Genomic DNA, 19,870 nt, shown 5'->3' with positions numbered 1-19,870 from the left:
CTTCTAATTCAGCCCCAACGCCGCCAGCCTCCCATCGAGAAACGCCGCCGCCTGCTGCTCGCCGTCGTCGAGCAGCCGTTGCAGGTTTTCCGGGCTGCGGTCGAGCTTGCTCTCGTAATCGAGCGCTTGCTGCAGCGGCTCGGACATCTCGATGAACGGGATGTGGTAGGGCCGGTCCGGGTCGTCGGCAAAGCACTTCGGGATCAGCACTGGCTCGGTGATGTGAAACTGGGCGAGGAAGTCCGGGCTAAACGCACCGCGCAGCAGCAGGTCGTTGAGAAAGCCGACGCCGTCCAGTTGGTGGAACAGCGACATATTGCCGACCATCTCGTTGCGGCGGTCGATGATCTCCTCGGGCGCCTGCGGCACCCGCTGGCAACCGGTCGGGTTGATCTTGATCACCCAGACCTCCTGCGGCAGGTTCTCGGCGCCGACGTAGACGGCCTTGATCAGCTCGTCGACCGGCGGGTTGTCCGAGAACAGGCCGTCCCAGTACGCCTGGCCGTCGAACTCCACCGCCGGAAACAGGCTCGGTACCGCGCACGAGGACAACAGGTGCTCAAGCCGGATCGCCTGCTCGCGCGAGTTGAATTTCACCATCCGGCCGGTCAGGATCTCGGCGGCGCCGAGCAACAGCGCCGGCAGTTCGGGCTGCGCGCCGGCGGCGGCCAGCTCGTCGAAGTCGATATGCTTCTGCAGCAGCGTACGCAGGTCGGTGAAGGTCGGCCGCAGCTGCGAGTTCGACAGGCTCACCATCGCCTGCAGCATCGGCGAGTACGGGCTGACGTTGAACTGCGGCAGCTGGCCCTTGTTGGTGGCGCGCAGCGATTCGACCAGATAGTGGTTGAACTGGCGCTCGGCGTCGGTCTGCGCGCTGTTGTCGACCCAGAATTCCAGCAGCCGGCTCGGCACATAGTCGTCGCCCTTGAACAGCGCGTACCAGACCAGCATCGCGCACAGCGCGCCACCCGAGGTGCCGCTCAAACTCACCAGACTAAAATGGCGGGTCAGGTCCCGCTCGAACAACGCCTTAAAGACGCCGGCAGTGAAGGCGGTCTGGCTGCCGCCACCCTGGCAGGCGATCGCGATCTTGCGCTTGGCTGTAGCCATGCAGTGTCTCTCCGTGGAAATCGGTCGGGGGTCGCAGCGAACGCCGGGCGACACCACCGGTATAGCACTACTGCATGGAGCAGGCGCGTCGGGCGGTTCCACGTTAAGCTACGGCTCGAGCCTGACACCCCCAGCAGAGTCCGATGAACAAATACAAACACCGCCTGCTGACGCTGACCCTGATCATGCTGTGCGCCGGCATCGAGTTTTTCGGCGTGCAGGCCTACGCCTTCGCCTCGCAGGCGATCATGACCGGGCTTGGCCTGTCGCGCACCCAGTTCGCGCTGGTCTCCACCGTCTACACGGTCGCCTGCATCCTGGCGATCTTCCAGCAGCAGTGGCTGACCGAGCGCTTCGGCTACCGCAAGTTCCTGCTCTACAGCCTGCTGCTCTACCTGATCGCCACGCTCGCCAGCGCGCAGGCGGTCGGGTTGGTGTCGCTAGGCATCGCGCGCTTCTTCCAGGGCCTGGGCGGCGGCGCGCTGTTCCTGTCGTCGCGGCTGATGATCAACGTGCTGCTCGACGAGCAGGACTTCTTCACCGGCATCAAGTGGATGTCGCACGGCATCCTGCTGGTGCCGGTGCTGGCGCCGCTGGCGACTGGCTGGACTGTGTCGCTGCTCGGCTGGCAGGGCATGTTCTACCTGGTCGCGCTGTTGGCGCTGCCGGCGATGCTGCTGGCGCCGCTGGCGCTCAAGCGCTACCGCCCCACCGACCTGAGCCGCGGCCACTCGCCGGTCGCGGCGCTGGCGTTCGCCTGCGCGGTGTTCGCGCTCGAGTTCACCATCCAGGAATACGGCTGGCTCGCCGCGCAGCCGCGCTGGCTGCACGCACTGGTGCTGGTGATGATCGTATTTGGCGCGCTCGGCTTCCTGTACGCGCAGCGCGACCGGGTAAAATGGCTGGACCCGGAGGTGATCAACAGCCGCGCCTTCCTGGTCGGCGGCCTCTTGACCTTCATGTTCTATCTGCTGATCGTGCAGTTCCACTACCTGATGCCGGTATTCGCGATCTCGCAGGGGCTGTCCTGGCAACAAGCCGGCGGGCTGATCACGCTGTTCAATCTGTGCGCCTACGGCTGCTTCCAGCTCTACAGCCGCACCAAGCTCCGCCTGACCTCGACCCGCGCCTGGACCTCGATCGGCGCCACCGGCATGGGGATAGGCTGTCTCTTGATGTACGCGTTCGCGCCGGCCAAGCACTATGTCTGGTACCTGCTGCCCTTGGCGCTGCAGTCGGGCTTCGCGGTGTTCGTGATCATCCCGCTGTCGATCCACATGCTGCGCGACTTCACCGGCTCGTTCTACAGCCACGGCTACCGCACCCGGCTGATCATGGGCAAGGTGGCGGCGAGCCTGGCGATCACAGCGGCGGCGGTGCCGATCCAGCACCGGGTCAGCGATATGGGCATGACGCTGTTCGAAGCCGCCCGTGAGCAGTTTCTGGTGATGGTGGCGCTGTGTGCGCTGTTCCTGGTGATGATCAACGTTCAGCGCACGCTGAAGTGAATATTTTTTCGCCACGGAATCCAGGAAGAACACAGACCAGCTTTCGCTTACCTCGACAGAAGTCGGCCAGGTTTTTTTCTGTGTTCTTCTGTGGATTCTGTGGCTAAAGGGGTTTTACACGGATCCGCTGCTCCATCAAAACCCCGAATACAAAACAAAAAAGCCGACGGCGAACCGTCGGCTTTTTGCGAAGGGCGTTAGCTCTGCTTAGGCAAGAGCAGTAACGACAACCTTGATCGCGGCAACCACGTCGTGGTGCAGGGCGATTTCCAGCTCGTACTCGCCGATGGCCTTCAGCGGGCCGTTCGGCAGGCGTACGTCGGAACGCTTCACTTCCACGCCGCTAGCAACGATCGCGTCGGCGATGTCGGCGCTGGTCACCGAGCCGAACAGACGGCCGTCAACGCCGGCTTTCTGTTCGATGGTCACGGTAGCACCGTTCAGTTTTTCGTTGCGAGCCTGAGCATCGGCCAGAATTTCGGCTTGCTTGGCTTCCAGTTCGGCGCGGCGAGCTTCGAACGCTTCCAGGTTGGCAGCGTTAGCGCGCTTGGCTTTGCCTTGCGGGATCAGGAAGTTACGGGCGTAGCCGTTCTTCACGTTCACCACGTCACCCAGTTGGCCCAGGTTGGCCACTTTTTCGAGCAGAATGATTTGCATCTTGTGGTCTCCTTAGGCTCAGTGCTGGTCGGTGTACGGCATCAGGGCCAGGAAGCGAGCGCGTTTGATCGCGGTCGACAGCTGACGCTGGAAGCGGGCTTTGGTGCCGGTGATACGAGCCGGGATGATCTTGCCGTTTTCGGCAACGAAGTCTTTCAGCAGGTCGGTTGCTTTGTAATCGACTTCTTTGATGCCTTCTGCCGTGAAGCGGCAGAATTTCTTGCGCTTGAAGAGTTGACGAGCCATTTGTCTCTTAACCTTTAATCAATTCAACGTGTTCGATGTGCAGTACCAACCGCGGGTTGCGCAGACTGCGCTGGGTCAGAAACCCAGATACCTCGATGCTGTGTCCTGCCAGTTTGCCCGCCCAACGGGGGGCATCGTGGCCGATCAGCACCGCCTGTATCTCGCAGCTGACGTCGCGCTCAAGACCGGCTTGCTGCTGTCGTGACTGATGTTTCAGCCACATCTCCAGCACGGGAATCCCGGCCGGGGTATAGCGCAAATCGCTTTCGCGGTCGACGCTCGCGGTTAGTTGCAGGCGATTGTGCAACGTCTGCCTTAGGCAGCAGCCACTTCGGTCTCAGCGGCCGGAGCAGAAGTGTCGAGCAGGTTTTTGGCCTTCTCGTCCTTCAGCATCGGGGACGCTTCGGTCACGGCGCGGTTCAGCTTGATGGTCAGGTGACGCAGCACAGCATCGTTGAACTTGAAGGCGTGTTCGATTTCTTCCACCACCTCGGCGCCGCATTCCACGTTCATCAGCACGTAGTGTGCTTTGTGAACCTTCTGGATCGGGTAAGCCAGTTGACGACGGCCCCAGTCTTCCAGACGATGGATCTTGCCTTCAGCGGCAACAACCATGCCTTTGTAGCGCTCGATCATGGCCGGAACCTGCTCGCTCTGGTCCGGGTGGACGATAAATACGATTTCGTAATGACGCATGTTGACTCCTTGTGGCTATAAATCCTTTCGCCATGCGTTGTGCGAAAGGCAAGGTTTACGAAAGCGCATGATTTTACGCGATTTCCCCAGTACAGGCAAATCGCAGACCGGCACGCGCCCGTCCCAGTCGGCCGGGGATTGCCCCCACTATTCGCGGGCCCCAGCATGACCGGATCAGCTTACCACATCGAAGCCGGCCGCCTCGATCGCGGCGCCGAGCGCCTGCTCGTCGAGCGCCTCGCCTTCGACCGCGACGCGACCGCTTTCCAGGTCGACCTCGACCGCCTGCACGCCCTGCACCGTGCCGAGTGCCTTCTTCACGCTGGCGGCGCAGCCGCCGCAGGTCATGCCGTCCACTTTCAGTTCCAACTGGCTCATCGTGCTTCCTTTCGTCTGGTACAGCGCCTGCCGGCGCCGCTCACTCAAAACCGTTTGTCGCGCTCGACATCGACTACCACGCCGTCGCGTATCGTCACCGTGGTGGTGTACGGCGTGTCGTCGTCGGCCAGCCACACCAGGTCATAGCCGTTGCTGTAGATGATGACGCCGTTGCGATAACGACTGAACGACTTCTGGTTGCCGACGTAGTCGGGCCGGCCGCTGATCGCCAGCACGTCGCTCTCCTTCATGCCGCGCGACAGCTTGATGTACTGTTCGAACGGCATCGCCGCCGCGACCGCTAGGCTGGGCAGCAGCGCCAGCAACAGGATTCGGCCAAGCTTGCAAACACGCATCGTTGCGCCCTCCTCGCTGGAGAACATCGGGCGTTCTGCCGCTAACGGATCTTCTTCACCACGTCGAGCAGCTCGGCGACCATGTCCTCGGCGTTGCCCTCGCGCACCGCGCGGCTGACGCAGCCGTTCATATGGTTTTCCAGCAGCTGCATCGCCACCGCGTCGAGCGCCGACTTCACCGCGGCGATCTGGATCAGCACATCGACGCAGTAGCGATCGCCCTCGATCATGCCGTTGATGCCGCGCACCTGGCCCTCGACCCGCGCCAGCCGCTTCAAGAGTGCCGCCTTGTTCGGCTGCACCACGCTCTTGTCGCTGTTGTCGTGACAGCATTCGCTCATCGTCCGCACCTCATCTGGAAACTGCCCGCATTGTGCCCGAAGCCCCTCAAGCGCGGACCTGATACTGCCCCATCATGCCCTGATCCTCGTGTTCGAGAATGTGGCAGTGGTACATCCGAATCCCCGGCAGCTCCTGCCGGAAGCGGATCCGCACCGACTCGCGCAGCGGCACGTTGACCACGTCGCGCCAGGCGAGGTACGGCTCGTCCACCCAGCCGCTGCCGTCGTTGCGCGCGACCACCTGGAACTGGGTGCCGTGCAGGTGGAAGGGGTGGTCCATATGCGCCTCGCTGACGATGTCCCACTCCTCGACGTCGCCCACCCGGCCGGTGAAATCGATACGTTTCATGTCGAAGCTCTTGCCGTTGATCCGGAACATGCTCGCCGGGTCGGCCATGTTTTCGCTGAAGGTCAGGGTGCGCTGCACCGCGGCCGCCGGCAATGCCGCGATCGGCCGCAGGGCGGCGGGCAGCGCGGCGGTCGCGACCGTTCGGCCAACCTTGACCGTCGCGACGGTGAGCGGCTCGCTCTGCTCGGCGGTCATCGCCCGGCCGCGGGTGTACGGCAGCGCTTGCAGCGCGACGGTCTCGCCGGCGGGCTTGGTGCCGGTCACCACCAGCTCGGCGCGCTCGCCCGGCGCCAGCATCAGCTCGGTAAGTGCCTGCGGCGCGCCGAGCAGGCCGCCGTCGCTGCCGACCAGCTGCCAGTCGAGCCCCGGCAAGGCGAGTTTCAGGATCCGCGCGCTGCTCGCGTTCCACAGCCGCCAGCGCCGCCGCTCGCCCTGCCCCAGTGCGATCACCGGGCGCAGCGCGCCGTTGACCAGTAGGAACTGGCCCTCGCGGCCGTCGTGCCAGTCGGCCGGGGTACTGGCCGGAATGCTGCCGTCGTCGCTCAGGCGCAGGTCGGACAGCACCAGCCAGTCTTCCGGCAGATGGCGCAACGGGTCGTCGGCCGCCTCGACCACGAACACGCCGGCGAGGCCGCGAAACACCTGCTCGGCGGTGTGGCCGTGCGGATGCGGGTGGTACCAGTAGCTGCCGGCCGAACCTTTCGGCAGGGTGAAGCGGTAGTTGCGCGTGTCGTCAGGCTGAGCCGGGTCGTGCGGGTTGCCGTCCTGCTCGGCCGGCACCGGCAGGCCGTGCCAGTGGATCGTGGTCGGCTGGTTCAGCCGGTTGGTGAACGCGATCTCGACCGTGTCGCCCTCGCACGCCACGATAGCCGGGCCGGGCACCTGGCCGTTGTACGCCCAGAACGTGGTCTTCACGCCGCGTTCGGCCAAGCCCAGCGTCACCGGCGCGGCGGCGAGCGACCCGACGAAGCGCCCCGCCCCGCCGTGGTTGGCCAAGCGCGGTACCGCGGCGAGCGGCCGGCCGCTCGGCAAGGTCAGCCGCTTGAGCGACGGCGACGGGTTGCTTGGGGTGTCCATCGTCATGCCGGGCATCGCGGCCATGTCGTGGCCGGCATGCATGGAACCGGCCCACGCCTGGCGGCCGAGTGCGGCCAACACGGCGGTGGAACTGGCGGACAACAGAAACTGGCGGCGATTCATCGGGGTCTCCTTGATCGTTTTACTATACCCCATGCAGGTATATAAAACACCAAACCGATAATACCCCCATGGGGTTACCTGCGCCAAGCGAAAAAAAGCGACCCGGATGGATCGCTTCTCTGTGGCGTCGATTATCGGAACAGGCCGACCGACGTTGGCCGAACGGCTCAGCCCTTGCCTTCCGCCTTCAGCACGCGCTGGCGGCGGCTTTCGGCCAACACCATGCCGGCCGACACCGACACGTTCAGGCTCTCCACCGAGCCGAACATCGGGATCGACACCAGCACGTCGCAGTGCTCGCGGGTCAGCCGGCGCATCCCCTCGCCCTCCGAGCCCATCACCCAGGCGAGCGCGCCGCTGGCCTCGACGTGGTAGAGGTCGGTGTCGGTTTCCATGTCGGTGCCGGCGATCCAGATGCCCAGGTCCTTCAGCTCGCGCAAGGTGCGCGCCAGATTGGTGACGGTGATGTACGGCACCACCTCGGCGGCGCCGCAGGCGACCTTGGAGACGGTGGCGTTCAGGCCCGCCGAACGGTCCTTCGGCGCCAGCACCGCGTGCGCGCCCATCGCGTCGGCGACGCGCAGGCAGGCGCCGAGATTATGCGGGTCGGTGACGCCGTCGAGGATCAACAGCAGCGGCGGTTCGTTCAGGTGTTCCAGCACGTCGTCGAGGCTGACGTAGTTGTGACTGGCGTCGATCTGCGCCACCACGCCCTGATGGCGCGCCTTGCCGGTCATCGTGTCGAGCCGCTCGTTATCGACCAGGTGGACGCGCACCCGCTCCAACTCGGCCTTTTCCAGCACCGCGCGCGCGCGCGCATCCTGGCGGCCGTTGGTCAGGTAGATGTCGATGACGCTCTTCGGGTTCTGCCACAGCCGGGCGTTGATCGCGTGAAAGCCGTGGATCAGGCGTTTATTGCTCACTGTAGGGAGCCTTTCGCTGCAAAATGCGGCCATTGTAGCAGCGCCGGCCGCTACACGCAGACCAGCTCGGCCCCGGTTTCGGCCAGCCGGACTCCAGCCACGCCGCGCTCGGCCGCCCAGCCGGCCAACTCGGTAGCCGGCATCGGCTTGGCGAAATAGTAGCCCTGCAACAGCGCACAGCCCTTGGTCTGCAGGAACTGGCTCTGCTCCAGCGTCTCGACCCCCTCGGCCACCACGGTGAAGCGCAGCTTCTTCGCCATCGCCAGGATCGCCTCGGCGATCGCCGCGTTGTCCTCGTCGAGCGGCAGGCCGTCGACGAAGGAGCGGTCGATCTTCAGCGCGTCGAGTGGGAAGCGTTTCAGGTACGACAGCGACGAGTAGCCGGTGCCGAAGTCGTCGATCGCGATCTGCACCCCGAGCCCCTTCAGCTGGTTGAGGATCTCGACCGCCTCGAGCGGGTTCTGCATCAGCAGGCTCTCGGTGATCTCCAGCTCCAGCCGCGCGGCGTCGAGGCACGACGCGGCCAGCGCCGCCGCCACCTGAGGCACCAGGTCCGAGGTGAACTGGCGCGCCGACAGGTTGACCGCCACCCGCGGCACGTCGATGCCGGCCGCGTCCCAGGCGGTGAGCTGGTGGCATGCCTCGTTGAGGATCCACACCCCGATCGGCCGGATCAGCCCGGTCTCCTCGGCGAGCGGAATGAACTTCAAGGGCGGCACCAGGCCCAGTTGCGGGTGGCGCCAGCGGATCAGCACCTCGACCGCCTCGAAGGTATGCGTCAGCGCGCTGACCTGCGGCTGGTAGTGCAGCTCGAACTCGCGGCGCTCCAAGGCCTGGCGCAGGCCGTTTTCCAGCCGCAGCCGCTCGAAGGTCTGGCTGTCCATCTCGGCGGCGAAGAAACGGAAGGTGTTCTTGCCGGCGTCCTTGGCGCGGTACATCGCCACGTCGGCGTTCTTCAACAGCGTCATCGCGTCGTGGCCGTCGCCCGGCGACACGCTGATGCCGATGCTACCGCTGACCACCACCTCGTGCTCACGGATGAACAGCGGGCGGGCCAGCGCGACCAGGATCGCTTCGGCCAACTCGCCGAGCTCCGCCTGCTCGCCGCACTGCTCGACCAGCAGGGTGAACTCGTCACCACCGAGCCGCGACAGCAGCCCGCGCGCGCCGACCACCAGGTTCAGCCGCGCGGCGATCTCGCGCAGCAGCTCGTCGCCGGCGGCGTGCCCGAACGAGTCGTTGATCAGCTTGAAACGGTCCAGGTCGATGAACATCAGCGCGTGACGGTGACCGGCCTGCGCGCGGGCGAGCAGGCCTTCGAGCCGGCTGATCAGGCTGTTGCGGTTGGACAGCCGGGTGAGCGGATCGTGGTTGGCGAGGAACTGCAGCCGCTCCTCGGCCTGTTTCCTCAAGGTGATGTCGGAGAACACCCCGACGTAGTTGCTCAGCGTGCCGTTCGGGTCGCGCACCGCCGAGATCGACAGCTCGGTCGGGTACGATTCGCCGTCGCGGCGCCAGTCGGTCAGCTCGCCCTGCCAGTGGCCGTGCCGCTCCAGCGCCTCGAGCAGCTCGCGGGTGTCGAGCGGCGAGCCGGGCCGGAACAGCCGTGACGGCCGCCCCAGCGCCACTTCCGGTGCATAGCCGGTGATCCGGCTGAACGCCGCATTGACCGCGATGATACGCGCCTCGGCGTCGGTGACCATGATTCCTTCGGCCGAGTTCTCGAACACCTTGGCCGCCAGGCGCAGCTCGGCGTTGGCGGCGAGGCGCTCGGACACGTCCATCACCGCGCCGATGATCGCGCGCCGGCCCTGGTACTCGAACAGCCGGCTGTGCACCTCTACGTCGACCAGCTCGCCGTTGGTGCGCCGGATCTGGGTGCTGTACTGCATCTCCTCGATATTGTCGCGGTAGCGCCACGCGATCTGCGCGCGCACCCGGTCGAGCTCCTGCGGTGCCAGCACCCGGTCGATCGACTCGCCGAGCAGCGCATCCTGGCTGGTGCCGACCATTTCGGCCATGCGCGGATTGACGTACACATAGCGCTCGTCCTGCACGATGAAGATGCCCATCAGCGCCTGCTCGACCAGCGCCCGGTACTTCTGCTCCGCCTCCTGGCGCTTGTGCTGTTCTTCCATGATGCGGCTGATGTCGGCCGACACGCAGCCGATGCCGACCGGCTCGCCGTCGGCGTCGAGCAGCGGAAAACGCGACGACAGCAGCTCGATGGTGCGACCGCCCATCGTCAGCGTCTCCTCGAACTGCATCGGCTCCATCCGGCTTATCACCTGGCGGTCGTGCTCCAGCTGTTCGCTCAGCTGCTCGGCCGGGAACAGCGTGTCGGCCTGCAGGCCGACCATCTCGGCCGGGGTGCGCCCCGCCAGCTCGGCGAACGCGCGGTTGACCAGCTGGTAGCGGCCGGCCAGGTCCGTCACCGTCAAATAGCTCGGGCTGTGCTCCAGCAGCAACTCGAAGCGGTGCTGGAGCTCGCGAAGCCGGTCCTCGTTGCGGCGAAAGCCCGCCGCCAGCACCGCCACGATCAGGCCGCTGACGCACAGCACCAGCGTGATCGCCACGTCCGAATACAGCTGGCCGATCACCGGGGGGCTTCCCCACCAGCCGGGAAACTGCTGCGCCAGCGCCGGCAGCAGCGTCATCAGGATGCCGACCACCGCCGCGCCGGCCAGGTCGCAGCGGAACGCCGCGACGATCAGCGCCGGGAAGAACAGCAGCTGGCTGGGCAAGGCCCACCACAGCGGCCGGTAGCTATTGCCGAGCCCCCACAGGAGCAGCGTCCCACCGCAGATCAGCAGCAGCTCGAGCCGGCGGCGCGGCGACAGCGGCGGCGCCAGCGCCAAGGTCACGCCGAGCGTCAGCGCCAGCACGCACTCACCCCAGATCGCCAGCACCTGCGACAAGGGGACCGCTCCGCCCGGCGCCTTGAGGCGCAATATCATCTCGAGCAGCACGATTGCCGGTGCCGGACACAGCGCCAGCATCGACAGCAACCTGAACAGCCGGCGCACCGACTGGCCGGGCGCTTGGCAGCGCAGCCAGGGCAGGCCCCGGTAGAGCAGCATCGGGACGTAACAGGTCAGCGAGAAGGTCAGCGCCGGCAAGGGACCATAGAGCAGCGCCAGCGGCACGGCGCCGATCAGCGGCCACCACGGCACCGCGGCGTAGCCGGCACAGGCACCCCAGTAGGCGAGCACGCCGTGGGCAAAAAACGATGGAACGGCAAAGCCGGTGATGGCGTCGACCGGCCAGAACATTATCCCGCCGAGAAAGAGCGCGAAGACCAGCCCGGGATGGCCCGAGCGCGTGACTGAATTCAAGATTGCATCCCTGCCTGGTCGCCGGTCGGTGCCGGCGGCATCATTGTTGTCGCGGTCGGCGGGCAAGCACCTGGGCACTCGCTGCCGCTTCGTTTCTTATCGGCTGCAAGCAGGAAACTGTAAGGCAATTCCGGCGGCGTATAATGCGGTCAGTTTCGTTTGTGAACGCCACCATGCCCGACCACGCCATCCCGACTCCGCCGCCCGGTCAGAAGACCCGGCTCTCCCCGATGCCAGAATCGCTCGATGCCGCGCTGCTGGCGCGCCAGATCGTCCCCGGCACGCCACTGGTGATCGTGACGGCCGACGCCCAGGCGGCGCAGCGACTGAAGGCCGAGCTGCCGTTCTTCGCGGCCGACGCCCGCGTCGCGCTGCTGCCCGACTGGGAAACGCTACCCTACGATCATTTCTCGCCGCACGGTGATTTGGTGTCGGAGCGGCTGGCGACACTGTGGCAGATACGCCAACACCAGGCCGACGTGGTGATCGTGCCGGTGACCACCGCGATGGCCCGGCTCACCCCGGTCGACTACCTGGTCGGCCGCACCTTCTTCCTGAAGACCGGCCAGACGCTCGACGTCGAGGCGCTGCGGGGCGATCTCGTGATCGCCGGCTACCAGCATGTGACGCAGGTGGTCGCGCCGGGCGAATTCTCGATCCGCGGTGGCCTGGTCGACCTGTTCCCGATGGGCTCGACACTGCCGTACCGGATCGACCTGTTCGACGAAGAGATCGATACGCTGCGCACCTTCGACCCGGACACCCAGCGCACGCTGTACCCGGTGCCGGAGATCCGCCTGCTGCCGGCTCGCGAGTACCCGACCGACGAGGCCGGCGTCACCACCTTCCGCCAGCGCTACCGCGAACGGATCGAGGGCGATCCCTCGAAGAGTCGCATCTATAGGGACGTGTCGGCCAAGCTGTTCCCGGCCGGCATCGAGTACTACCTGCCGCTGTTCTTCGAGCACACCGCGACGCTGTTCGACTACCTCGGCGAGCGCGCCACCCTGGTGCTGCACCACGACGTGCAGGCCGCCGCCGAGGCGATGTGGAAGGACATCGCCAGCCGCTACGCGATGGCCGGCGGCGACCCGGAGCGGCCGGTGCTGCCGCCGAAGACGCTGTACCTGTCGCCCGACGAGCTGATGGCAGGCGTCAAGCCCTACCCGCGTTTCGAGCTGCCGGCGCCGGAAAGCGCCGACAGCGGCCTGCCCAACCTGGCGGTCGAGCGCCGCGCCGACAACCCGCTGCAGCGGCTCGCCGACTTCGTGCAAGGCTTTGCCGGCCGGGTGCTCTTGGTCGCCGAGAGCCTGGGCCGGCGCGAGACGATGCAGCAGTTCCTGCACGAGCACGGCCTGAAGCCGGCCACCGCCGAGCACTGGCAGGACTTCCGCACCGGCAATGCCCGCTTCGTGCTGACCGTGGCGCCGCTGTATCGCGGCTTTATGTTGGCCGAACAGGACATCGCCGTCGTCACCGAGTCCGAGCTCTACCAGCATGTGGCGCGCAGCGGCAGCCGCCAGAAGCGCGCGCGCAGCAACTCGGACGCGATGCTGCGCGACCTGGCCGAGGTGAAGATCGGCGACCCGGTGGTGCACGAGCAGCACGGCATCGGCCGCTACCAGGGCCTGGTGTCGATGGACCTGGGCGAAGGCGCGACCGAGCTGATGCTGCTCGAATACGCCGACGAGGCGCGCCTCTACGTGCCGGTGTCGCAGCTGCACCTGATCAGCCGCTACGCCGGCCACGCCGCCGAGCAGGCGCCGCTGCACAAGCTCGGCAACCCGGCCTGGGAAAAGGCCAAGAAGCGCGCCGCCGAGAAGGCGCGCGACACCGCGGCCGAACTCTTGAACCTGTACGCGCAACGCGCCGCGCGCGAGGGCCACACCTTCACGCTGTCGCCGCACGACTACGAGGCGTTCGCCGCCGGCTTCGCCTTCGAGGAGACCCCCGACCAGGCCACCGCGATCGAGGCGGTGATCGAAGACATGTGCTCGGGCAAGCCGATGGACCGCTTAGTGTGCGGCGACGTCGGCTTCGGCAAGACCGAGGTGGCGCTGCGCGCCGCCTTCGTCGCGGTGATGGGCGGCAAGCAGGTGGCGGTGCTGGTGCCGACCACCCTGCTCGCCGAACAGCACTTCCAGAACTTCTCCGACCGCTTCGCCGACTGGCCGGTGAAGATCGCCGAGCTGTCGCGTTTCCGCAGCGGCAAGGAAACCAAGGCGGCGCTGGCCGGCCTCGCCGACGGCAGCGTCGACATCGTGATCGGCACGCACAAGTTGGTGCAGCCGGACGTCGAATTCAAGAACCTCGGCCTGGTACTGATCGACGAGGAGCACCGCTTCGGCGTACGCCAGAAGGAACAGCTGAAGCGCTTGCGTGCCAACGTCGACGTGCTGACGCTGACCGCGACGCCGATCCCGCGCACGCTGTCGATGGCGCTCGAAGGCCTGCGCGACTTCTCGGCGATCACCACCGCGCCGAGCCGGCGCCTGGCGGTGAAGACCTTCGTCAGCCCGGTGTCGAACGGCATCATCCGCGAGGCGGTGCTGCGCGAACTCAAGCGCGGCGGCCAGGTGTTCTACCTGCACAACGAGGTCGACACCATCGAGAACCAGCGCGAGAGGTTGGCCGAACTGATCCCCGAGGCGCGGATCGGCGTCGCGCACGGCCAGCTCAGGGAGCGCGAGCTCGAGCAGGTGATGCGCGACTTCCTGCAGCAGCGCTATAACATGCTGCTCTGCTCGACCATCATCGAGACCGGCATCGACATCCCGAACGCCAACACCATCCTGATCCACCGCGCCGACAAGTTCGGCATCGCCCAGCTGCACCAGCTGCGCGGCCGGGTCGGCCGCAGTCACCACCAGGCGTACGCCTACCTGCTGACGCCGGAAGGGATGACCCGCGACGCGCAGAAGCGTCTCGAGGCGATCCAGATGTCCGAGGAGCTCGGCTCGGGCTTCTATCTGGCGATGCACGACCTGGAGATTCGCGGCGCCGGCGAGGTGCTCGGCGAGGGCCAGTCGGGCGAGATGCAGGAGGTCGGCTTCTCGCTGTTCACCGAGATGCTCAAGCAGGCGGTGAAGGACCTGAAGAAGGGCCGCGAGCCGGACCTCGACGCGCCGCTCGGCGTCACCACCGAGATCAATCTGCACGCGCCGGCGCTGCTGCCGGACGAATACTGCCCGGACGTGCATGAGCGGCTGGTGCTGTACAAGCGTCTGGCCACCTGCGAGAGCGACGCCGAGATCGACACCATCCACGAGGAGCTGATCGACCGCTTCGGCCTGCCGCCGCAGACGGTCAAGACGCTGATCGACAGCCACCGGCTGCGCCTGTCGGCCAAGCCGCTCGGCATCCAGAAGCTCGACGCCAGCGAAGTGGCGATGCAGATCACCTTCGTGAAGAACCCGCCGATTGATCCGATGAAGATCATCGGGCTGATCCAGACCAAGAAGCACTACAAGCTGGCCGGCCAGGACAAGCTGCGGGTGGAGAGCCACGTGCCGGACGTGGCGATGCGGGTGGTGCGGGTGAAGGAGTTGCTGCGCGAGCTACAGTAAGCACCGCGCGCGCTTGGCAAAAAAACTGGCCGGACGGTGCGGGCACGCACCGTTCGGCCAAGCTTCTTGCCACCGCCATTCACGACAAGCCATGGCTCAGAGCCAGGTATGTCGGGTACGGATGCGGTCGAGTGCCTCGCTCTCGTCGCGGCAGCGCCGCCCCTGCGCGCAGATGCCTTCCCACCACCAGCCGCCGATCCGGCGCAACGCCCGGTCGGTGTAACGCCGGCTGCCGGCGAACGGGCGCTGCCAGGCGCAGGGCCAGAGTCTGAGTAGTGCTTCCATTTGAGCCTCCATTGTTTGTTGAAAAACGGTAAGCTCATCTTAGCTATGCCAAATGCGCGGATAAACCGGCCTAAACTCAACACACTGTTCTGATATGGAAACAAACTCACTGCTCTCCCCCGAGGCGCTGCTCGCCTTCGATGCGCTGGCCCGGTTCGGCAGCTTCACCGCCGCCGCCGACAGCCTAGGCTGCGCCAAGAGCCGCGTCAGCGTGCTGGTGCGCGAACTGGAGCGGGAACTCGGTGCGGTGCTGGTGCTGCGCACCACCCGGCGCGTGGCGCTGACCGAGGCCGGCGAGCGGCTGGCGCGCCACGCCCGGGTGCTGCGCGAGACGCTGGAGCGCGCCCGCCCCGACGTCGAGGCGGCGCAGGACTGCGTCAGCGGCCCCCTGCTGATCAGCGCGACCTCCTCGCTGTCGCAGTTCCTGCTGCCGCCGTTGTTGGCCGAACTGGCCAGCCTGCACCCGCAGCTGGAAATCCGTCTGGAGGTAGAGAACCGCCTGCAGGACCCGGTCACCGACGGCATCGACTTCTGCCTGCGCGCCCGTCGCGTCCACGACGACGCGCTGGTGGCGCGCTCGATCGGCTTTGCCGGCGAGGCACTGTACGCCGCGCCGAGCTATCTGGCCCGCCACGGCACGCCCGAGTCGCTGTGCGACCTGGTCTGCCACCGCACGCTGATCGACGACGAGGTCGACCAGCGCAACGCCCACTGGCGGCTGACCCGCCAGGGCGAAACCTGCAACGCCGCGCTCAGTGCGGTGCTGTCCTGCAATCACGGTGCGGTACTGGCCGGCGCCGCGGTGGCCGGCCAGGGCATCGCCTTGCTGCCGCAGTACTGCTCGGCCCCGTACATGGCGCGCGGCGAGCTGGTGCGGGTACTGCCGGAATGGAGCGGCGCGCAGTGGCCGATCTATCTGGTCTACCCCTACCGCCAGCCGCAGCCGAAGAAGTACCAGGCGTTCATCGAGTTCATCCTGCCGCGGCTGGCGAACAGTCTGGAGCTGTCGGCGGCGCTGGCGGGGCTGACCGACTTGCCGGGCGCGCACGAAAAAGCTGCCCGGTGAAGGGCGGCGTGCGGACCGATGGCGTTTAGGCGCCGGTAGGACGATTACGGTTCACTCAGGCAGTCCCTGAGCTCACGCTCGGCCTCGTCCTTGCTGCGGCCGTAACGTTCTGGCAATGGCTCGAGGCCTATCGGTGACCAGGTTCGCCAGCAACAGCAAGAGGCCAACCCCGAACACGATCTTGGCGACCGTGGCGGCGCTGCCGGCCAGCGCGCCGAAGCCCAACAGGCCGGCGACCAGCGCCACGATGAAAAAAGTCAGTGCCCAGTTGATCATCGCTCATTCTCCTGTTGTCGGTCGGATCCGGCCGCTTACTGCAGGTGCAGCTCGTTCTGCACGCTCTTCACGTCCTTCACCCCGGCGGCGACCCTCCCGGCACGGACGATCTGGCCCTTGCTCTTCACGAAGCCGGTCAGCTGCACCACACCGCTGTCGGTCTTGACGCCGATCGGCATCGACTTGACCTGTTTGTCCTCCAATAGCGCGGCCTTCACCTTGCTGGTGATCGCGGCGTCGCTGAAATAGCCGACCGCCGAGCCGCCCTGGCCTTTCAGGCGCAGGTCGTTGTTGACGACCTTCACGCCGGCGACCGCGGCGGTCGCCTCGCTGGCGCGCCACGCCTGCTGCTGGTTGGCCACGAAGCCGCTCAGCTGTACCACGCCCTTGTGGGTTTCCACCGAGATCGGCACGCTCTTGATCTGCTCGTCGCCCAGCAGTGCGGCCTTCACCTTGGTGGTGATAGTGGCATCGTCGACGTAGCGGCCGGCCTGCTGCGCGGCGCTGTCGATTCCGGCAACCGCCTGGTCGACGGCGTTGGCCGCGTAGACGGCACCGCTGGCGGCAAAGGTCGACACGATGATCAGAGCGATCAGGCTACGGGTAAAAGTCGGTTTCATGGTCGCCTCCTTATCGGGTAGTTTCACGAAGTGTCGTCCGGCAGAGGGCCCGGCGCTGTGCCGGTTCCTCGCGGCGGCACTTCGGTCTAGGTCCAGCAAGCACCGTGCCAGCCCGACTGAAGCCCGTAAAATCAGGCGTTCACCGATTTCCGTCCGTCAAACGCCACGATTTTTGTCGCCGCACGGCGACAATCGACCGCTCGTCGCCCCGGTCTGCCGGAACCCCTTGATATCGCACGCACTGCGCTGTCGCCGGAGCACGACAAACCCGCTCGCCGCCAATAAAAAAACCGCCCGGCTAAGCGGGCGGTTTCTCGTCGCCTTCGGCCAACGTTGGCCGAAGCGGCGGGCGATTACGCGTTCAGTTCCTTGGCGAGGTAGAGCCAGGTCTCGACCACGGTGTCCGGATTCAGCGACACGGTCTCGATGCCCTCTTCCACCAGCCACTTGGCGAAGTCCGGATGGTCGGACGGGCCCTGGCCGCAGATGCCGACGTACTTGCCCTGCGCGCGGCAGGCCTTGATCGCCATCGACAGCATCGCCTTGACCGCCTCGTTACGCTCGTCGAAGGTCGACGCGATCGGGCCGCCGCTGTCGCGGTCGACGCCGAGGGTCAGCTGGGTCATGTCGTTCGAGCCGATCGAGAAACCGTCGAAGTGCTGCAGGAACTTGTCGGCCAGCACCGCGTTGGTCGGCAGCTCGCACATCATGATCAGGCGCAGGCCGTTCTCGCCGCGCTTCAGGCCGTTCTCGGCGAGGATCTCGACCACTTTCTCGGCTTCGGCCAGGGTACGCACGAACGGGATCATCACCTCGACGTTGGTCAGGCCCATCACGTCGCGCACCTTCTTCATCGCGCGGCATTCCAGCTCGAAGCAGTCGCGGAACGCCGGCGCCACGTAGCGCGCCGCGCCGCGGAAGCCGATCATCGGGTTCTCTTCGTGCGGTTCGTACAGCTGGCCGCCGATCAGGTTGGCGTACTCGTTCGACTTGAAGTCGGACATGCGAACGATCACCTTCTTCGGGTAGAACGCCGCGGCCAGCGTGGAGATGCCTTCGGCCAGCTTATCGACGTAGAAGTCGACCGGGCTGGCGTAGCCGGCGATGCGGTCGCGGATGGTCGCCTGCAGGTCGGCCGGCAGCTTGTCGAACTCGAGCAGCGCCTTCGGGTGGATGCCGATCTGGCGGTTGATCACGAACTCCATCCGCGCCAGGCCCACGCCTTCGTTCGGCAGTTGGGCGAAGTCGAACGCCAGTTCCGGGTTGCCGACGTTCATCATCAGCTTGACCGGGGCCTTCGGCATCTTGTCGAGCGCGAGATCGATGATCTCGACATTCAGCAGGCCGTCGTAGATCAGGCCGGTGTCGCCCTCGGCACACGACACGGTCACTTCCATGCCCTCACGCAGCACGGCGGTGGCGTCGCCGCAGCCGACCACGGCCGGGATGCCCAGTTCGCGCGCGATGATCGCCGCGTGGCAGGTGCGGCCGCCACGGTTGGTGACGATCGCGGCGGCGCGCTTCATCACCGGTTCCCAGTCCGGGTCGGTCATGTCGGTGACGAGCACGTCGCCCGGCTTGACGCTGTCCATCTCCGACGCGTCGCGCACCAGGCGCACCACGCCCTGGCCGACCTTCTGGCCGATCGCGCGGCCTTCGGCCAACACGGCGGACTTGGTGTTGATGCGGTAGCGGCGCAGCGTCTCGACGCGGCCTTCCTGCGACTTCACCGTCTCAGGACGGGCCTGCAGGATGTACAGCTTGCCGTCCTGACCGTCGCGGCCCCACTCGATGTCCATCGGGCGGCCGTAGTGCTTCTCGATGATCAGCGCGTACTGGGCGAGCTCTTCCACCTCGGCGTCAGTGATCGAGAACTGCTTGCGCAGCGCCGGCTCGACGTCGATGGTCTTGACCGAACGGCCCGCCTGGGCGGCGTCGGTGAACTCCATCTTGATCAGCTTGGAGCCGAGGTTCTTGCGCAGCACCGCCGGGCGGCCGGCCTTCAGGGTCGGCTTGTGGACGTAGAATTCGTCCGGGTTCACCGCGCCTTGCACCACGGTCTCGCCGAGGCCGTACGAGGCGGTGATGAACACCACGTCCTGGAAGCCCGACTCGGTGTCGATGGTGAACATCACGCCGGCGGCGCCGGAGTCCGAACGCACCATGCGCTGCACGCCGGCCGACAGCGCGACCTCTTCGTGGGCGAAGCCCTTGTGCACGCGGTAGGAGATGGCGCGGTCGTTGTACAGCGACGCGAACACATGCTTCATCGCGTCCTTGACGTTGTCGAGGCCGCGGATGTTCAGGAAGGATTCCTGCTGGCCGGCGAACGACGCGTCCGGCAGGTCTTCGGCAGTGGCAGAGGAACGTACGGCCACCGAAATATCGGCGCCGCCTTCGGCAACCATTTGTTCCCAGGCCGTCTTGATCTCGTCTTCGAGCTGGGCCGGGAACGGGGTATCGACGATCCATTGGCGAATCTGCTTGCCGATACGGGCAAGCTCGGTCACGTCATCGATATCGAGGTTGGACAGCGCCGCCTGAATGCGGTCTGCCAGGCCTTCGTGTGCAAGAAACGCGCGGTAGGCTTCGGCGGTAGTGGCGAAGCCGCCCGGCACGCGTACGCCGGAATTGGCAAGCTGGGAGATCATTTCGCCAAGCGAAGCGTTCTTGCCACCGACGCTTTCGACGTCGGTCATGCGCAGCTTGTCAAACCAGATTACGAAGTTCTCTGCCATCACTAAACTTCCTGTTTTGGGGGAATGGGGGACGATCGAACCGGCATTCTATCCCAATCCGGCCATGCAGGCCCAACCCGTGCCGCATTGCACAATGCCCGACAGGCCTTGCCGATTAAGCTCACGACAGTTCGTGTCGCCTGTTTATAATAGCGAGGCACTCCATCCCGAAGAGAAACGCCCGGCAAACCCCGCCCCGGCGTTATAAAACGCCTGTTTT

General features: G+C 66.0%; 18 protein-coding genes. 3 read left to right on the top strand and 15 right to left on the bottom strand.

The genetic code is table 11. The features are described from left to right. Positions 1–3: 3 nt before the first annotated feature. Positions 4–1,110 carry a patatin-like phospholipase family protein gene (locus tag ACZ2IA_RS09945; protein ID WP_470292421.1) on the bottom strand — a complete coding sequence of 369 codons (1,107 nt, stop codon included), beginning with the start codon at positions 1,108–1,110 and terminating at the stop codon, positions 4–6. Positions 1,111–1,253: 143 nt separating this feature from the next. On the opposite strand from ACZ2IA_RS09945, the gene ACZ2IA_RS09940 reads away from it, so the two are divergent. Next, a complete protein-coding gene (locus tag ACZ2IA_RS09940; protein WP_470292420.1) occupies positions 1,254–2,618 on the top strand; it encodes an MFS transporter in 1,365 nt (454 codons plus the stop codon). A 207-nt stretch (positions 2,619–2,825) separates the two neighbouring features. On the opposite strand, the gene rplI is transcribed toward ACZ2IA_RS09940, so the two are convergent. The 10 genes from rplI to ACZ2IA_RS09890 all read right to left on the bottom strand — a co-directional run bounded on the left by rplI (position 2,826) and on the right by ACZ2IA_RS09890 (position 11,099). Next, positions 2,826–3,275, bottom strand: a complete 450-nt coding sequence (gene rplI, locus ACZ2IA_RS09935) for a 50S ribosomal protein L9 (RefSeq protein ID WP_470292419.1) — start codon at positions 3,273–3,275, stop codon at positions 2,826–2,828. Positions 3,276–3,293: 18 nt separating this feature from the next. Then, positions 3,294–3,521 (bottom strand): 30S ribosomal protein S18, encoded by a 228-nt coding sequence (gene rpsR, locus ACZ2IA_RS09930; RefSeq protein ID WP_470292418.1) that lies wholly within the window; start codon positions 3,519–3,521, stop codon positions 3,294–3,296. A gap of 7 nt (positions 3,522–3,528) precedes the next feature. Then, positions 3,529–3,828: a primosomal replication protein N gene (gene priB / locus ACZ2IA_RS09925; protein ID WP_470292417.1), complete on the bottom strand. Its 300-nt coding sequence runs from the start codon at positions 3,826–3,828 to the stop codon at positions 3,529–3,531. 8 nt (positions 3,829–3,836) lie between these two features. Further along, complete coding sequence (rpsF, locus tag ACZ2IA_RS09920; protein WP_470292416.1) at positions 3,837–4,217, bottom strand: 30S ribosomal protein S6; 381 nt, start codon at positions 4,215–4,217, stop codon at positions 3,837–3,839. 174 nt (positions 4,218–4,391) lie between these two features. After that, positions 4,392–4,595 carry a heavy-metal-associated domain-containing protein gene (locus tag ACZ2IA_RS09915; RefSeq protein ID WP_470292415.1) on the bottom strand — a complete coding sequence of 68 codons (204 nt, stop codon included), beginning with the start codon at positions 4,593–4,595 and terminating at the stop codon, positions 4,392–4,394. 44 nt (positions 4,596–4,639) lie between these two features. Then, a complete protein-coding gene (locus tag ACZ2IA_RS09910) occupies positions 4,640–4,951 on the bottom strand; it encodes a hypothetical protein (RefSeq protein ID WP_470292414.1) in 312 nt (103 codons plus the stop codon). 41 nt (positions 4,952–4,992) lie between these two features. Beyond that, positions 4,993–5,292, bottom strand: coding sequence for a metal-sensitive transcriptional regulator (locus ACZ2IA_RS09905; RefSeq protein ID WP_470292413.1), 300 nt, complete (start codon positions 5,290–5,292; stop codon positions 4,993–4,995). A gap of 46 nt (positions 5,293–5,338) precedes the next feature. Beyond that, entirely contained in the window at positions 5,339–6,841 is a 1,503-nt protein-coding gene (locus ACZ2IA_RS09900; protein WP_470292412.1) for a multicopper oxidase family protein, read from the bottom strand. 167 nt (positions 6,842–7,008) lie between these two features. Beyond that, positions 7,009–7,764, bottom strand: a complete 756-nt coding sequence (gene rlmB, locus ACZ2IA_RS09895; RefSeq protein ID WP_470292411.1) for a 23S rRNA (guanosine(2251)-2'-O)-methyltransferase RlmB — start codon at positions 7,762–7,764, stop codon at positions 7,009–7,011. 50 nt (positions 7,765–7,814) lie between these two features. Further along, positions 7,815–11,099, bottom strand: a complete 3,285-nt coding sequence (locus ACZ2IA_RS09890; protein ID WP_470292410.1) for a sensor domain-containing protein — start codon at positions 11,097–11,099, stop codon at positions 7,815–7,817. A 173-nt stretch (positions 11,100–11,272) separates the two neighbouring features. Between ACZ2IA_RS09890 and mfd the strand changes: the two genes are divergently transcribed. Next, on the top strand, positions 11,273–14,665 hold the full coding sequence (gene mfd, locus ACZ2IA_RS09885; protein ID WP_470292409.1) for a transcription-repair coupling factor: 3,393 nt from the start codon (positions 11,273–11,275) through the stop codon (positions 14,663–14,665). Between the two features lie 96 nt (positions 14,666–14,761). Here the strand turns inward: mfd and ACZ2IA_RS09880 are convergent, their stop codons facing one another. Continuing rightward, a complete protein-coding gene (locus ACZ2IA_RS09880) occupies positions 14,762–14,950 on the bottom strand; it encodes a hypothetical protein (RefSeq protein WP_470292408.1) in 189 nt (62 codons plus the stop codon). Positions 14,951–15,044: 94 nt separating this feature from the next. On the opposite strand from ACZ2IA_RS09880, the gene ACZ2IA_RS09875 reads away from it, so the two are divergent. Beyond that, positions 15,045–16,016, top strand: a complete 972-nt coding sequence (locus ACZ2IA_RS09875; protein WP_470292407.1) for a LysR family transcriptional regulator — start codon at positions 15,045–15,047, stop codon at positions 16,014–16,016. A gap of 72 nt (positions 16,017–16,088) precedes the next feature. Here ACZ2IA_RS09875 and ACZ2IA_RS09870 read toward each other — a convergent pair whose 3' ends face one another. From ACZ2IA_RS09870 to ppsA, 3 genes are all read right to left on the bottom strand, one after another. Then, on the bottom strand, positions 16,089–16,292 hold the full coding sequence (locus ACZ2IA_RS09870) for a DUF1328 domain-containing protein (protein ID WP_470292406.1): 204 nt from the start codon (positions 16,290–16,292) through the stop codon (positions 16,089–16,091). A 35-nt stretch (positions 16,293–16,327) separates the two neighbouring features. Then, the gene (locus ACZ2IA_RS09865) at positions 16,328–16,912 is read right to left on the bottom strand and encodes a BON domain-containing protein (RefSeq protein WP_470292405.1); all 585 of its coding nucleotides are present in this window, start codon (positions 16,910–16,912) and stop codon (positions 16,328–16,330) included. A 353-nt stretch (positions 16,913–17,265) separates the two neighbouring features. Beyond that, positions 17,266–19,650 carry a phosphoenolpyruvate synthase gene (gene ppsA, locus ACZ2IA_RS09860; RefSeq protein WP_470292404.1) on the bottom strand — a complete coding sequence of 795 codons (2,385 nt, stop codon included), beginning with the start codon at positions 19,648–19,650 and terminating at the stop codon, positions 17,266–17,268. Positions 19,651–19,870 lie beyond the last annotated feature (220 nt).

This window comes from Crenobacter sp. CS_VA4 (assembly GCF_055597485.1).
The sequence above is the reverse complement of the archived record's forward strand: the minus strand, read 5'-3'. Positions and strand labels throughout refer to the sequence as shown.

What these genes read in the sequence shown, in the direction of transcription:
- ACZ2IA_RS09900 (WP_470292412.1), bottom strand. Translation starts at nt 6,841, where the DNA reads ATGAATCGCCGCCAGTTTCTGTTGTCCGCCAGTTCCACCGCCGTGTTG.
- ACZ2IA_RS09880 (WP_470292408.1), bottom strand. Translation starts at nt 14,950, where the DNA reads ATGGAAGCACTACTCAGACTCTGGCCCTGCGCCTGGCAGCGCCCGTTC.
- ACZ2IA_RS09870 (WP_470292406.1), bottom strand. Translation starts at nt 16,292, where the DNA reads ATGATCAACTGGGCACTGACTTTTTTCATCGTGGCGCTGGTCGCCGGC.
- ACZ2IA_RS09945 (WP_470292421.1), bottom strand. Translation starts at nt 1,110, where the DNA reads ATGGCTACAGCCAAGCGCAAGATCGCGATCGCCTGCCAGGGTGGCGGC.
- rpsF (WP_470292416.1), bottom strand. Translation starts at nt 4,217, where the DNA reads ATGCGTCATTACGAAATCGTATTTATCGTCCACCCGGACCAGAGCGAG.
- ACZ2IA_RS09940 (WP_470292420.1), top strand. Translation starts at nt 1,254, where the DNA reads ATGAACAAATACAAACACCGCCTGCTGACGCTGACCCTGATCATGCTG.
- ACZ2IA_RS09875 (WP_470292407.1), top strand. Translation starts at nt 15,045, where the DNA reads ATGGAAACAAACTCACTGCTCTCCCCCGAGGCGCTGCTCGCCTTCGAT.
- rplI (WP_470292419.1), bottom strand. Translation starts at nt 3,275, where the DNA reads ATGCAAATCATTCTGCTCGAAAAAGTGGCCAACCTGGGCCAACTGGGT.
- mfd (WP_470292409.1), top strand. Translation starts at nt 11,273, where the DNA reads ATGCCCGACCACGCCATCCCGACTCCGCCGCCCGGTCAGAAGACCCGG.
- ACZ2IA_RS09915 (WP_470292415.1), bottom strand. Translation starts at nt 4,595, where the DNA reads ATGAGCCAGTTGGAACTGAAAGTGGACGGCATGACCTGCGGCGGCTGC.
- ACZ2IA_RS09865 (WP_470292405.1), bottom strand. Translation starts at nt 16,912, where the DNA reads ATGAAACCGACTTTTACCCGTAGCCTGATCGCTCTGATCATCGTGTCG.
- ppsA (WP_470292404.1), bottom strand. Translation starts at nt 19,650, where the DNA reads ATGGCAGAGAACTTCGTAATCTGGTTTGACAAGCTGCGCATGACCGAC.
- ACZ2IA_RS09905 (WP_470292413.1), bottom strand. Translation starts at nt 5,292, where the DNA reads ATGAGCGAATGCTGTCACGACAACAGCGACAAGAGCGTGGTGCAGCCG.
- rpsR (WP_470292418.1), bottom strand. Translation starts at nt 3,521, where the DNA reads ATGGCTCGTCAACTCTTCAAGCGCAAGAAATTCTGCCGCTTCACGGCA.
- ACZ2IA_RS09910 (WP_470292414.1), bottom strand. Translation starts at nt 4,951, where the DNA reads ATGCGTGTTTGCAAGCTTGGCCGAATCCTGTTGCTGGCGCTGCTGCCC.